We start from the raw sequence: 14,557 nt of genomic DNA, 5'->3' as shown, positions 1-14,557 counted from the left end.
AGGGACTTGGAATCCTTCAATCCCTTATTCAGGTAGGCAAAAATAGCTTTTCCTTTGCAGTGGTACCTGAGTAGTAACGAAGAAACATACAAACCTCGCGCAATTGGCCCCCGGCGGCCCCGCTTTGTATGGAAAAACGTACAAATCGCGCCGCATCGGCCTCTGGCGGCCCCGCTTTGTATGGAAAAACGTACAAACCGCGCCGCATCGGCCTCTGGCGGCCCCGCTTTGTATGGAAAAACGTACAAACCGCGCCGCATCGCCCCCGGCGGCCCCGCTTTGTATGAAAAAACGTACAAACCGCGCCGCATCGGCCCCCGGCGATCTCGATTTGTATGAAAAAACGTACAAACCGCGCCACATCGGCCCCCGGCGGCCCCGCTTTGTATGAAAAAACGTACAAACCGCGCCGCATCGGCCCCCGGCGGTCCCGCTTTGTGTGGAAAAACGTACAAACCGCGCCGCATCGGCCCCCGGCGGCCCCGCTTTGTATGAAAAAACGTACAAACCGCGTCGCATCGGCCCCCGGCGGCCCCGCTTTGTATGAAAAAACGTACAAACCGCGCCGTATCGGCCCCCGGCGGCCCCGCTTTGTATGAAAAAACGTACAAACCGCGCCGCATCGGCCCCCGGCGGCCCCGGTTTGTATGAAAGATCGTACAAACCGCGCCACATCGGCCCCCGGCGGCCCCGCTTTGTATGGAAAAACGTACAAACCGCGCCGCATCGGCCCCCGGCGGCCCCGCTTTGTATGAAAAAACGTACAAACTCGTCCCCCCGGCATGTGGGTGGGGCGGGGCCCCAACAAAGCTTCGCTTTTGGAGCCTGAAAGGAGCAAAGAATGAGTTGCGCATATTGTGGCAATGACTTACGATAGGAAGCGGAGAATTCATAGGTTAAAAAGGTTCTCCAGAAGGATGTGAGTCATGGCGCAAGCCGACCAAAAAAAGAATTGGAAGAGGGATATTATTCTCTTCCTGAGCAGTCAAACCATCTCGCTGTTCGGTTCCGCATTGGTTCAATACGCCATTATGTGGTATGTGACGCTGACGACAAAGTCTGGTCTGATGATGACGCTGTTTATCATTTGCGGCTTCATTCCAACCTTTTTGCTGTCTCCTTTTGCGGGAGTATGGGCGGATCGCTTTAATCGGAAATTTTTGATTATGATTGCGGATGCTATGATCGCTTTAGTGACGCTTATTCTTGCCATTACCTTTTTGCTGGGCTACAAGGAGCCTTGGCTGTTGTTCGTCATTGCTGCTGTTCGTGCGCTTGGGGCGGGTATTCAAACCCCGGCGGTGGCCGCCATTTTACCCCAGATCGTACCGGAGGATAAGCTGACAAAGGTTAACGGCATTAATGGCTCTCTTCAGGCTCTGATGATGTTTGTTGCGCCAATTGTGAGCGCCAGCTTGCTGACGTGGGCGACCATTGAGTTTATTTTCTTTATAGACGTTGTGACCGCCGCTCTTGCGATTGGCACCTTGTTTTTCTTCCTCAAAATACCACTGCACGAAAAAGCCTCGGAGCAACAAACAACAAGTTACCTGGATGACTTCAAGCTGGGGTTAAGCTACATCAAAAATCATTCCTTTTTGAAGCCGTTTTTCACCTTTTTTGCCTTTTTCTTTGTGCTGATGGCGCCCGCCGCATTTTTAACGCCATTACAGGTTGCGCGCAGCTTTGGAGAAGAATATTGGCGTTTGACCGCTATTGAAATTGCTTTTTCCATCGGCATGATGGCCGGCGGCGCTATTATCGCTTCATGGGGCGGCTTCCGCAACAAAATTTTCACGATGGCTTTTGCCAATGTGGTAATGGGACTTTGTACCATTGCATTAGGCGTAACGCCGGTGTTCTGGATCTACCTGATCTTTATGGGATTGTTTGGCGTTGCTATGCCGATGGCGAATACGCCAACAATGGTTTTGCTGCAGGAGAGAGTAGATCCTAACTATATGGGGCGTATTTTCGGCATTTTCAGTATGATCTCTACATCCATGATGCCAATCGGCATGATGATTTTTGGTCCGCTTGCCGATGTCATTCAAATCGAATGGCTGCTGTTTGGAACCGGCCTTCTCCTTGTTGCTTTGGCTATCATGTTCATAAGCAGCAAACGGCTGGTGGAGGCTGGAAAGCCTGTTGCGAAAGAAGCGAGCGAGGACTAGCGTTGAAGCCCGTGTATTTTCCCATGTATACGGTAAAAGCCTCAATCCCCACTTCCCGGTGGAGATCGAGGCTTTTTGGCGTGTCAACGCCCTGGTTTTTTCATTTCATATAGAAAACTTCATCCGAGGTCACTTTAACTAACGACTCCTTATTCGCGTCATAAGTGCCCCGGCTATCCATAACCGGGATTGTTTCCGGTGGCATGGAAGCCAGAATTGGGCCTTTGTTCTTTTTCCAAACATCGTACAAAAAATAAGAAGCGTCTTTTATGCCGGCTTCAATGCCCTCCTCCAGGGCGGGTGCAGCCGTATAGACTTTAATGACGGCAACATCGGCGTTGATCCAGCCAGATACTTCTAGCGAGGCATTGCTTTCGTCGCCGGATGTCAAGCTTCCAATCGGCTTCCCGTCAGGATTGAAAAATTGAACTTGCGTGGGCGCTATTCGCAAATAGTCGATGTCGATACCCAGAATCCTGTCCCCGTTTTGAGGGGCTTGCTCCAGCCAGGCGGCGGTGCCCGCCGGATTCCATTTGATTTTGTCCGACGGCACCTGTAGTCCTTCTGTAAGCTTAATCTTGCCTAATGCGTTGCCGTCATAGTTATAGAAGGTTAATTCGCCGCTTTCGTCATCGAAAACAAACCGTTCCAAGGTCGGAGATATAAACAAGGAAGGCAAACCCGATGTGGAATGGGGGATGACGGGAAACTTATTCAAGTGAGCAATGTCCTGCCCTGTCTTCAGATCAAAAATCCAGACATTGCCCAAGAAGCTTTGCATCAGAAGCGTTTGCTTCTCCGCATTCCACTTGTATTGGTAGATATGATCGTAGTCCCCGGAAATAGGCCAAAAGTTTTCGCGAAGCCGCTCTACGGCTCCCGTTGCCGGATTATAGGCAGACAAATGGTAGGCGCCAGCGTCTTCTGTCAGTTCGGATTCCAGAAACAATAGCCGGTTATCTTCCAGCGGCAGCAGCAGGTTGTAGCTGCTCATAAACGCATTGTTCCATCGGTTCTGGGAGTTGTTCAAGCGATTGCTCCATTTGACTTGAACCTCATCGGTTCCCCTTTTGTGTGCAACCAACGCGTTAATTGCCTTATGATCTCCGTAAAATAAATGCACGGTATGATAGATGGTTCCATCCAGCTCCAAGGCGGGACCATCGCTCATGTAATAGCCCCCTTCTTCAAAATCGGCCGGTTTTGCCGCCAACGATCCGTCGTCCTGTCGCACAGCCTGAAAGCTCAATGGTTTAATGGAGATTTCATGAACCAATTCCTCAAGCAGAAGCTTTTTTAGCTCGGCGGTTGCTTTTTTACTGATTGTATAGCCGGTATGGCTTTCTTCCGTGTCCATCAGCATGGCCTGCTCCGTCGACTCGTCAAGCCATAGAAAAAAGGAATGCCGGCTGTTTTCCGAGGTCAGCTCGAATTGGTAATCAGGCTGTACTGGATCCAAAATGCCCGGCATTGGCACGGCAGATTGAAGAACCTGATTAAACAATGCGATGGTTTCATTATCGTCAAACGTTTTAATAAGCGTACTGTCGGCGGGGCTATATGAGCGTGCCTTTTTTAAAATAACCTGCCTGATTTCCTCATCTATTCCGAATGGATCGGAGGGTTGGGGCGTATCTGTCTTGTAGGTGATCGGGGTTGAATGAGTTTCGCCTTTGTTATCGGTGTTGATGCAGCCTGCAAGCAAAGCGGAAGCCGCTGTTGCAAGAAGGAGCAGCTTGATTTTATTCATTATATGCACCTCGCTTTATTATTCCTACAGACGTAAAGGCTGGAATAATGTTGCAGCAGGCTATAGAATAGATTTCAAGAGTAAAATGCTATGAAAGTAGTTAAATAAGGAATGATAGAGCATATGACTACATACAGAATGGCAACAACGAATGAGCGGGAAGAATGTATTGATTTAGCCAATTTTGCTTATCATTTGGATTTTGAGACCCTGATGCCCAAAGCGTATGCAAAAAGCGTAGATTCTTCAGCCATGCACAAGGTCGCTGTAGATGAGAAAGGCAAAGTGCGCGCGCAGGTGGCTGTTTTTCCAGAGCCTCTGACGGTATGCGACTTCGCTCTGCGAACGGGTTATCTAGGAACTGTATCGGTCCATCCAAGAGCGCGCGGCGAAGGACATATGAAGGTGCTTATGAATATGTGGCTGGAGGAGCTGCGCGATACATGCGATATGGTTGTATTGTATGGTCAGCGGCAGCGATATGAGTATTTCGGTTTTACTCTTGGCGGTGTAAAGCTCAAGTATTTCGTGGGAGAGGCCAACGTGCGTCATGGCTTAAGACATGTGAACGACAACGGAATATCGTTCAAGCCGTTATTCGAAATTGAAGGGGCAGAAGCCTTTGCGCATAGCATTAACACCTCGCGGCTTGCTTATGTTGAACGTACAGTGGAGCAATTGCCGCTTATTTTCAACACCCTTCATCAAAGAGCGCTGGGCGTATTGGATCATGGCAATTTGATCGGGTATCTAGTCGTAAACGAAAAAGGCGATGAAATATCTGAATTCGCGATGATAAATGCGGGAGATATTTTACGGACGATCAAAGCTTATAGGGAACATAGCAAAGCAGACCGGATTTCCGTGTATACACCGGAATATGAAAACTCTCTTAATGAGATACTGGGCAGCATTACTGAAGATTATGTGATTGAGACATCGGACATGTATCATATTCTCGATTTTGCTAATGTATTGAAGGCCTATCTGACGCTTAAGCATAAGACTTCCGGCATTGTACATGGAGAGTTCTCGGCCGTAATGGACGGCCAGCCGATTACTGCCCGAGTGGATGCTAATGGCGTGACGGTCGAGCGAACTGCTGCGCCAGATGCAGTTGTCCTTACTAAGCAGCAGGCACAGGCGCTTCTGCTTACACACCAGAGTCGTTATATGACCGTTAATGCGCCTGTGGGATGGTTTCCGCTGCCTATATTCTGGTACAAAATTGATAAATTTTAAGTTCAGATGCCTTCGACGATACGCTTTGACCGTATGGATACTTGCTTCATCAGCTCTTCTTCATCGATGGTCAGCAATTGACGGCCCTGCATGACTATTTTGCCATTAATAATGGTTGTATCGACATCTGCGCCGTTTGCGCTGTAGGCCAGCAGGGAAAGGAGATTATGAACGGGCTGAAGATGCGGTTTTTTCAAATGAATCAAGATGATATCCGCTTTTTTCCCGGCTTCCAGCGTCCCTGTCTCATGAGCAATATTCAATAACGCCGCGCTTCCAGTAGTCGCCATGCTCAGGGCATCGAAGGCTGGGAGCTTGGTTGGGTCTCCATAGTCCAGCTTTTGCAGCCAGGAGGCCGCCCGGATTTCCTCAAACATATCTAGCGTCGTTGCGCTGCCTGCCCCATCCGTGCCTAACCCTGTTGTAATGCCTTGCTCTATCATATCCTTGACAGGGGCAATGCCGCATCCCAGCTTGAGATTGCTCACAGGATTGTGGGATACGCCGCCTCGCATGCCCTTTAAATATCCGATATCGCGCCGATTCAGATGTACGCTGTGCGCCAGGAGCACATGCGCTTTTTCAAACATGCCGAGGTGAAATAAATATTCGGCAGGGGTCTGATTGTACGTTTCCCGGATTTTGACAACCTCCTCTTTTGTTTCGGCCAGATGCGTATGCAGCGGAATGTTCTCCTGCTCCGCCAATGCGATCAGCTCTCTGAAGGGCTGCGGAGGAACGGTATAAGGAGAATGCGGGCCAAGCATGGTTGTTATCCTGCCCTCGGCTTTTCCGCTCCAGCGCTGGATGAGGTCCAGCGCCTCAGTCATTCTCCGGCCTCCGTCATTTTCGAGGAAAACCAACCCTCGGGTTAGAGAGGCGCGCATACCGGTCTCTTCTACCGCAGCTGCAATTTCATTCATGTGGATGTACATATCGGCAAAAGCGGTGGTGCCCGACTTTATCATTTCGGCCATCGCCAGCTTGGCGCCCCAATAAATATCCTCCGGAGTCATTTGCGCTTCGGCGGGCAGCATTTTTTTGTCCAGCCATTCCATAAGCCTCAGATCGTCGGAGAATGCTCGGAGCAAGCTCATTGGCGTATGCTGGTGAGCATTGATTAATCCAGGCATTGCCGCCATGCCCTCTCCATTGATCACTGTATCGGCTTGTGTGGAAATGGATGGCTGAATGTCTGCGATACGGTCCCCTTCAATAAGAATGTCCCCAATAAAGGGCTCCTCACTTCTCATGGTCAAAATGGTCGCGCCTTTAATTAATGTCCTCATCGTGACAACCTCCTTTTATGAGGTTTATACTAAACATTAACGTTAGGGAAGAGTCAAGCGTTGATTAATCCATAAAAGCTGGCAGAGGGATACCCTATGAAAATAAAAGAAGTTGCGGATAAATTGAAAATAACGCAGCGGGCCATTCGATTTTACGAGGACAAAGGCCTGATTGCACCATCCAAACAAGATGACAATCAATACCGGATTTTTGATGAAGAAGACATCTGGCGCTTGCAGACCATCGTAGCGCTTCGTGAATCGGGAATGTCCATCAACGACATTAAAACGGCGCTTTCCGACATTAAAGCCAATGGAAGCAGTCCATTACGCTATTTGCTGGAGCTTCAGCGGTCAGTCATGTTCTCCAAGTGGATCGAAATGAAGCAAATAATTGAAACGACGGACCAGATGATCGAAACCTTAAAAAATGACCATGAGCTGCCGCTCGACGATATTTACACTCTGGCGGAGGGCTCCAGAAGATTGCGGGAGCAGCGGGAATGGGAGGATAAATGGGGGTTTGATCAATTGGCCAGCGTCCACGATCAGCTCGTTCAAGAGGACAGCCGAAAGTACAAAAACTATGATGAGGCGTTGGAGCATATTGTGAAGCTGGTGTCTTCGATCGCTGGAGAAAAGGGATTGGATATCGGAACCGGCACCGGGAATCTGGCTGGCCGGCTCTCCGCTAAAGGCGTGATGATGGCAGGCGTCGATCAATCCAGAGAGATGCTGCTCGCATGCCAGCGCAAGTTCCCGGAAATGGAGACCAAGCTGGGCAATTTCCTGGCCTTGCCTTACCTGGACGGAAAATTTGATTTTGTTGTGTCCAGCTTTGCCTTGCATCATCTAACGAGCTATCAAATTCCATTGGCCCTTCAAGAAATGCAAAGAGTGCTGAAGCCGCATGGCCGCATTTGCATCGCTGATTTGATGATGAATGAAAATCAAATCAGCTCCAATGAAAATGACGAGGATTATATCCATCTATCCAAGCTTATAGCGTTATTTGAAAGCAACGGGTACATTACAAAACAGATGAGGATAAATGAAATGCTTTATGTTGTATTGGCTGTGCCTATTCGGTAGGTTGAACAAACCTTGACCTAGAGTTAAGGTTTATTGGCAAATGACCACAAAAGTAGTGGGAATCCATTACTAAAGCGGCATTTTGTTTGTGAATTATTTCCATTACAATAGGCTTACCGCCTCTAAAAGGATCGATTTTTAGTTGTACCCAAAAGGAAGGGTGAGGAATGATGACTCGGGAAGAAGTGTTGAAGGGCGGGAACGTAAATCACGTTGTCCGCAAGGAAAACACGGTTCGGCGGCCTACTGGCTATTGGAGTCCGTCGGTCCATGAGCTGCTGATACATTTGGAGAAGCAAGGCTTTGAGGGAGCTCCGAAATTTCTCGGTATCGACGATTCCGATCGTGAAATATTAACCTTCATTTCGGGAGAGGTCCCAGGGAACGATTATCCTGAGATAGCGTCCTACATGTGGTCTGACAAAACGCTTGCGGGTTTGGCGCGTCTTTTACGCCGTTTTCATGATGCGACGGAAGGGTCTGATCTCGTTAAAAAGGGAAGCTGGCAGCTTATCTATGCCGATGATCGCAAGCACGAAGTAATCTGTCATAATGATGCTGCGTTGTATAACGTCGTTTTTCAAAAGGAAGCGCCTGTAGCGCTAATTGATTTTGACATGGCCGGACCTGGCCCGCGCATGTGGGATATTGCGTATTCCCTTTATACGTCGGTCCCGCTTGCTAGCTTTTCGCCCGATCCTGCGGCGGGAAAAACAGTAGCGTATCAAGCAAAGCTGCACGCAACAGAGCGGCGCCGGCGAATTCAATTATTTTTTGACTCCTATGGAACCCCCGTTCCCGATGAGTTGCAGCAGTGGATCATCCAGCGGCTGACCGCCATGTGCGACACGCTAAGGAATGGCGCTGCCGAAGGTAATCCAGCTTTTCAAAAGATGGTGGATGAAGGACATCTGGCTCATTATGAAAATGAAATTGTATTTGTATCGAATCATTTTGAGGATTGGATGCAGTAACGGGACTGGCAACTATAAAAAGTTGAAGGGAAGAAACGATATGGACAAAAACGTTCAATTTATGCCGATAAGCAAGCTTGCAGGCAAATATCCGGAGGGCTCCTGGTGGGCGAAATTTTACGGGGATTTCGGCGAAGATCAGTTGGTTGCTTATTACGGAGAAGATTTGACGCTGACTTCTCTAAACCTGGATTGGGAGCAGCCTTTTCCGGAGCAAAAAGAGGTTTTGCTTATTATGGTTGACGGCAATTTTACCGTTGAACATCTCTATAATAAAGAAACAGACGGAGCCATAGGCCTAATCGTGAATGGAAATTTGAACGCAAAAAATATAACGGTAGGCGGTCAGGAAATTCTGGTATCCGGAAATGCGATGGTTGAAGGGGTGTTATGCGGCAGCTACAATCACGGGGAAATGATTGTGAAGGGCAATCTTGAAGCTGCGGTTTTAGTTCAGGATGACGAGTACAAAATTAACGTGGGCGGCCGGAAAACCATCCCTTGCATCATCAATGTGTGGGAGGGGGACGGCGTGTGTCAAGAGCTCCCGATTACCATTCAAGAGGTGTTGATTGATGAGGTTTTGGACATAGATGAGGGTGAAATCGAATTTTCCTTCTGTACGCTGGTGAACGTTATTGCGGAAGGACGATCTCCATTAAAAAACGTAAATGATCCTCTTGCCGTTAAAAAACCTGATTCTGTTTATTTCACTCATAACACGATAAATGAAGAAAATATATTGAAGCTGACGCAATGTATTTTGATGGAGAAAAACAAACCGGCCTTTCAATTTGTGGAGCAAGGCGTGTTTTTCAAAGCTCAGGTGAAGCATGTCGATGCAGACGGGGAAGAGCGCGATCTCAGCGTTTATATGAAGGATAGCCGGCATCACTATTATATATGGGTAGAGTCCGATCATTCTGTAGGTTTGTTGAGAAGAACGGTAGAGGAAGGGTCGGAGTGGGAGAGCATTACGGGGGAGTCTCAAGAACCGTTAGCTGAGCTAGGCGCTTGCTGGACGATGCTGCTGACCTGCGTCAATATGGCCGAGCTTTATTTGAGAAACATTGAGGTCAAGTTCGTTCAGGATATTTTCCAGCATCCTGATATTGAGGAGCTGGCTTATGAAGAGGAGGAGGAAGACGGGCTGTGGGACGGATCGAAATATTACACCTTCCGCAAGGCGTATGTAGATGAGGATGGAGACAGCCGGCCTGCCCGAATTGAAATTAAAACCCTGGATGAAGCGTATTATTTCTACACATTGGACAATGACACGTATGTCGCGAGGCATTATCAGCCGCCTGATGTTTGCGACTTGCAGGATATGTCTCTATTGAATCTTAGACGCTGGGAGGCCTCTGAGCAGTATTTTACAAGATTCAAGGAATTTATGGCCGAGAAGATAGGGTAGGAGGGAATAAAGACTAGTCAATTATAATTATTCATTACATTTCCCTTATATCGCAATCGTAGTACGATATTGCTGCCCCCGGCTCTAAATGGGGTAGAGGAGGATTTGTTTTTATTGAAAACGATAAAGAAACCTTGGATAAAATTGCGGGAAACGATTGATCAAGCTGATTTTGAACGGATTAACGAGCTTAAGGAGCTTTGCTGCCGCACAGAGCAAACGGCATTGAAGCTAGAGCTGGACTATAAACGCGAAGCCGCTCAGACGGAAGCGGCGAAATCTGGCATATTGCCTATTAATGAATTTATGTATTTTGATGACCAGCAATTAATCGGTTATATCGGATTATCCAGCTTCGGCGGTGTGGGATCAGAAATTGAAGTGAATGGCATGGTGCATCCTGATTACAGACGGCAAGGCGTGTTTAGCCAGCTATTCAAGCTGGCGAATGAGGAGTGGAACCGACGCGGCACAAAAAGCGTTCTTCTGCTAAGCGACAGAGGGTCGGAGGCGGGGCAAGGCTTCATTCAAAAAACAGGAGCCAGCTACGACCATTCCGAATACGAAATGCTTTTGGACCGGGAGCAATTTGTTAAGCTTTCATACGAATCAAGCCGATTAACATTCAGAAAAGCAAGCAATGGCGATGCCGGGGAAATTGCGAGGCAAAATGCCATTTATTTTGGCGATGAAACGGAATCGCCGGATGAGCTAATGCTTCCCGAGGAGGAAGAAGCAAAGGGCATGTCGATTTTTTTCGCGGAAAAGGATCAAGAAATTATTGGCAAGGTCCATCTTCAACTCATTTCTCAGGCTGGAGGCATTTATGGCCTGGGCGTACTGCCGGAGCACCGGCGGCAGGGGTTTGGCCGGGACATGCTGGTTATGGGTATCCAAAAGCTGATTGAAGAAAAGGCGGAAAGCATTAATCTTCAAGTGGCGACCGAAAATGGAAACGCGCTGGATTTGTACAAATCATGCGGCTTTATCGAAGCCTCGACAATGGATTATTTCCAGTTGAAAAAGTAAATAGCTCTGGAGTCACACATTCCTTTCGCCTACAATATGATGATCCTAGAAATCAAAAGAGGTGATCGGATGGCAGTTGTTAAAGCCAGACAGCGGGATATTGATATGCTGGCGCGGCTGCTTCGCGCTGAAGCAGAGACCGAAGGCGAAATGGGAATGCTCCTTGTTGGAAATGTTGGCATTAACCGAATAAGAGCAGACTGCTCTGATTTCAAGGATATTCGTTCCATTCCCGATATGATCAACCAGCCGCATGCGTTTGAGGCATTGCAGCATAGCTTGTACTATCAGAATGCAAGAGACAGGGAGCGCCGTCTGGCGCAGCGGTCTGTCGATGGAGAGCGGAACTGGCCGGCCAAATATTCCTTATGGTATTTCCGCCCGGGCTCATTCGATAATCCCGGCCCATGCCCGCCAACCTGGTATAATCAGCCGTTTGCAGGACGATGGAAGAAGCATTGCTTTTACGAGCCGACCGCAGAAGAATGTGAAAATGTATATAATACGTTTTAAGCCAGGTAAGCCAAGGCGAGTATGACGCCTGGTCCAATACGCGTGCCTCAACGTCTTATGATGACGGGAGGCACTTTTTTTGAGGAAGCGGTAACTGATATTTTGCTACAGGAGATATCAGGTAACGTTATCCTTTGATTGATATACTCCTTTTGAGAGGAGGGGATTGCCCTGGATTGGCTGCAACGTATGAATCATGCAATCGACTACATTGAGGATAACCTGGAGAATGCTATTGATTATGAAGGAATTGCTAAAGTCGCAGTATGCTCTGTTTACGAATTTCAACGCATGTTTTCGTTTGTGCTGGAAGTGCCTTTATCAGAGTATATAAGGCGCAGAAGGCTTACGCTTGCCGCTTTTGACTTAAAAAGCAGGAACAATAAAGTGATTGATATTGCCATCAAATATGGATATGAATCCTCGGAGTCTTTTTCGAGAGCCTTTCAACAGTTGCATGGAGTTACTCCTTCAATGGCCCGCAATGCTGGAATCCAGTTAAAAGCCTACCCGCGCATCTCCCTTCAAATGAAATTAAAAGGAGCTGTCGAAATGAATTATCGAATCGAGAAACGGGATGCTTTTCAGGTTTTTGGACTGGAGGATGAATACAGCTACGATAAAATTGCAAATGAACAGGGAGTAACGATTCCTGAGTTTTGGCAAACAATTTGCAACAATGGGGAATATGACAAACTGGAACAAGCCTTACATGGCGATTGGCAGCAAGAGGGGAAGTTTAGCCGTGAGCTTGATAGCGTTTTTGCCTACGATGCCTATACATTCACAAGCAATACGACGTTTCCTTATCTGATTGGGTGTTACAAAACAGCAAATAGCCAGACGGAGGGATATACGATTGTTGATGTCCCGGCATCCGCTTGGGCCGTTTTTTCAACGCTGAACGATGGAAATGGCAGCGGGAGCTATGATCTGTGCACATTAAAAAACAGAATATTTTCGGAGTGGGTACAGACATCGCATTTCACTATTGCCGCTGGCGGGAATTTTGAAATGTACGGTACAACGCAAGACGGTCATAAGTATTGCGAGTTATGGTACCGAATTGAGGAGGGTCAATCAGCATAACCAGATTTGCATAAATGGCATAACAAGAGCATAACAAATAACAATAGAAGCATCGACAAGGGGCATCCAAACGCGGTGTCCCTTTTTTTGCTGGAGACTCATAGAAAACAACTATAAAGGGTATTCGATTTATATATTTAACATCGTTGCGAAGTTGCTATAAAATGGCTATATTATGTGGAAAAGGGTGAAGCTGATGGGAAAACAGTTTTTATCCATGCTGCCGGAGCATATGGCGTTTATTGCCAAGCAACATGTATTTTTTGTTGGATCTGCACCGTTATCCGAGGATGGTCATGTTAATTTGTCCCCTAAAGGGCAGGATTCCTTTCGCGTCTTGTCGGAAAGCCAGGTTGCTTATCTCGATTTAACCGGGAGCGGTAATGAAACAAGCGCCCATCTGATGGAAAACGGCCGGATTACCATTATGTTTTGCGCCTTTGAAGGGCCGCCCAATATTTTGCGGCTTTATGGAACGGGAAGGGTTGTTTTACCGGAAACGGACGAGTGGGAGGGGCTGAGCCGTTTGTTTCCATCATTGCCAGGAGCCAGGCAAATCATTGTAGCGGATATTCACAAGGTTCAATCCTCCTGCGGCTACGCCGTGCCTTTTATGGCCTTTGAGAAGGAGCGGGATACGCTTAACCGGTGGGCGAGTCAAAAGGGTGCAGACGGGCTGGAGGCTTATTGGATGGAGAAAAACCGAAGCACGATCGACGGCATGCCTACGCCAATAGGGTTAACGCTACAAGCCAAACTTTCGGAATAAGAGGTGCTTGGTGTGGAATGGGAAGAAGTGCTAACCGTACATGTTGTCATTGAAAAAACGGTCAACCTGCAAAATGACAGCGGGGATTCTGTCGTTATGATTTCATTTACAGGTACGGCAACAGGGAGCTATTTTGAAGGGGCCGTTCTTGATGGAGCGGTTGATACCCAAATTATTGGACGGTGTGGCGACAGACACAGCCTGTCGGCGAGATATATGCTGAAGGGCAGGGATCATACAGGCCAAACCTGCGAAATCTACATTGAAAACAATGGTGAAATTCATAAAAAGCCTGAGCATGCTCTATTTCGCACGACGCCCAAAATCATTACAAACAGTAAGGCGCTGGATTTTCTGAATGGGGCTATCCTTGCCGGGGAAGGGCATCCAACGGATACGGGCATTGATATTGTCATTTACAGAGCATTATAATGATTATAATGCTGATCAGATTAAAAAGGCGTGTGATGAAGGACATGGTTAAGGCGGTTGATGTTCCCTCCTGAAATTCAAATATTTTAGGAGGGTGAACAATATGAACTTTAATATAATCTCTATAAATAACTGGGCCAGAAAACCTTATTTCGAGCACTATACCAAAAGTGTACCCTGTACGTTCAGCATAACGGCTGAAATAGATATCACTCTTTTGTTAGCGGAGCTAAAGCGCCAGGGACTAAAATTATATCCGGCATTTATCTACATGATCACAACGGTAGTGAATCGCCACGAGCAATTTCGTACCTGCTATAATGCGGAGGGAGAACTGGGGTTTTGGGATTGGATGTCTCCCGGGTTTACGATATTTCACGAAGAAAACAAGACGTTTTCGAGTATTTGGGCGCCGTTTGATGCAGAGTTTCCGGTCTTTTATAAGGGATGCCTTGCACAAATGGAAGCCTTCAAGCATGAAAAAACGCTATTCCCGGACCCAAGCGAACCGCCTAATACGTTTCCGGTGTCCTGTATTCCGTGGATTAACTTTACGGCATTTAACTTAAACGTTGCTTCCGAAGGCGCTTATTTGCTGCCGATTTTTACAATCGGGAAATATGCCGCAAGGGGCGATAGAATATGTCTGCCCTTGTCCGTGCAGCTTCATCACGCGGTCTGCGACGGCTATCATGCCGGCTTGTTGTTTCAAGAGCTTCAGGCTTTGGCCGACGGTTGTCCGGACTGGCTGGAAATCCGCTAGTTCATTAGTTGATAGGGCCAAAGC

The 14,557-nt window shown here is 47.7% G+C and carries 14 protein-coding genes; 11 read left to right on the top strand and 3 right to left on the bottom strand.

Annotated elements, in window-relative coordinates; genetic code table 11:
- Positions 1–767: hypothetical protein (locus A7K91_RS18290; RefSeq protein WP_211274545.1), on the bottom strand; the 767-nt coding region annotated here is incomplete at its 3' end.
- Positions 768–926: 159 nt separating this feature from the next.
- Here A7K91_RS18290 and A7K91_RS18285 point away from each other — a divergent pair.
- Positions 927–2,174, top strand: coding sequence for an MFS transporter (locus A7K91_RS18285; RefSeq protein WP_068685374.1), 1,248 nt, complete (start codon positions 927–929; stop codon positions 2,172–2,174).
- A gap of 100 nt (positions 2,175–2,274) precedes the next feature.
- Here the strand turns inward: A7K91_RS18285 and A7K91_RS18280 are convergent, their stop codons facing one another.
- Entirely contained in the window at positions 2,275–3,924 is a 1,650-nt protein-coding gene (locus tag A7K91_RS18280; RefSeq protein WP_068685372.1) for a YhfM domain-containing protein, read from the bottom strand.
- Positions 3,925–4,047: 123 nt separating this feature from the next.
- Here A7K91_RS18280 and A7K91_RS18275 point away from each other — a divergent pair, with 123 nt between their 5' ends.
- Positions 4,048–5,166 carry a GNAT family N-acetyltransferase gene (locus A7K91_RS18275; protein ID WP_068685370.1) on the top strand — a complete coding sequence of 373 codons (1,119 nt, stop codon included), beginning with the start codon at positions 4,048–4,050 and terminating at the stop codon, positions 5,164–5,166.
- A gap of 2 nt (positions 5,167–5,168) precedes the next feature.
- Here the strand turns inward: A7K91_RS18275 and A7K91_RS18270 are convergent, their stop codons facing one another.
- Complete coding sequence (locus A7K91_RS18270; RefSeq protein ID WP_068685368.1) at positions 5,169–6,455, bottom strand: amidohydrolase; 1,287 nt, start codon at positions 6,453–6,455, stop codon at positions 5,169–5,171.
- Positions 6,456–6,551: 96 nt separating this feature from the next.
- Here A7K91_RS18270 and A7K91_RS18265 point away from each other — a divergent pair, with 96 nt between their 5' ends.
- The 9 genes from A7K91_RS18265 (at position 6,552) to catA (ending at position 14,533) form a co-directional block, all read left to right on the top strand.
- The gene (locus A7K91_RS18265) at positions 6,552–7,547 is read left to right on the top strand and encodes a MerR family transcriptional regulator (protein WP_068685366.1); all 996 of its coding nucleotides are present in this window, start codon (positions 6,552–6,554) and stop codon (positions 7,545–7,547) included.
- Between the two features lie 167 nt (positions 7,548–7,714).
- The gene (locus tag A7K91_RS18260) at positions 7,715–8,521 is read left to right on the top strand and encodes an aminoglycoside phosphotransferase family protein (RefSeq protein WP_068685365.1); all 807 of its coding nucleotides are present in this window, start codon (positions 7,715–7,717) and stop codon (positions 8,519–8,521) included.
- A gap of 40 nt (positions 8,522–8,561) precedes the next feature.
- Positions 8,562–9,938: a hypothetical protein gene (locus A7K91_RS18255; RefSeq protein ID WP_068685363.1), complete on the top strand. Its 1,377-nt coding sequence runs from the start codon at positions 8,562–8,564 to the stop codon at positions 9,936–9,938.
- A gap of 114 nt (positions 9,939–10,052) precedes the next feature.
- Positions 10,053–10,967 (top strand): GNAT family N-acetyltransferase, encoded by a 915-nt coding sequence (locus tag A7K91_RS18250; RefSeq protein ID WP_082967565.1) that lies wholly within the window; start codon positions 10,053–10,055, stop codon positions 10,965–10,967.
- A gap of 69 nt (positions 10,968–11,036) precedes the next feature.
- Positions 11,037–11,480: a cell wall hydrolase gene (locus A7K91_RS18245; protein ID WP_068685358.1), complete on the top strand. Its 444-nt coding sequence runs from the start codon at positions 11,037–11,039 to the stop codon at positions 11,478–11,480.
- Positions 11,481–11,669: 189 nt separating this feature from the next.
- Positions 11,670–12,569 (top strand): AraC family transcriptional regulator, encoded by a 900-nt coding sequence (locus A7K91_RS18240; RefSeq protein ID WP_245697637.1) that lies wholly within the window; start codon positions 11,670–11,672, stop codon positions 12,567–12,569.
- 196 nt (positions 12,570–12,765) lie between these two features.
- Positions 12,766–13,338, top strand: a complete 573-nt coding sequence (locus A7K91_RS18235) for a pyridoxamine 5'-phosphate oxidase family protein (RefSeq protein WP_068685355.1) — start codon at positions 12,766–12,768, stop codon at positions 13,336–13,338.
- A gap of 12 nt (positions 13,339–13,350) precedes the next feature.
- Entirely contained in the window at positions 13,351–13,770 is a 420-nt protein-coding gene (locus A7K91_RS18230) for a DUF3237 family protein (RefSeq protein WP_068685353.1), read from the top strand.
- Between the two features lie 103 nt (positions 13,771–13,873).
- A complete protein-coding gene (gene catA, locus A7K91_RS18225) occupies positions 13,874–14,533 on the top strand; it encodes a type A chloramphenicol O-acetyltransferase (RefSeq protein ID WP_068685351.1) in 660 nt (219 codons plus the stop codon).
- Positions 14,534–14,557 lie beyond the last annotated feature (24 nt).

Origin of the sequence: Paenibacillus oryzae, from assembly GCF_001675045.1 — a bacterium.
In the GTDB taxonomy this organism is placed as follows: Bacteria; Bacillota; Bacilli; order Paenibacillales; family Paenibacillaceae; genus Pristimantibacillus; species Pristimantibacillus oryzae.
This window is presented reverse-complemented; position numbering and strand designations above follow the sequence as displayed.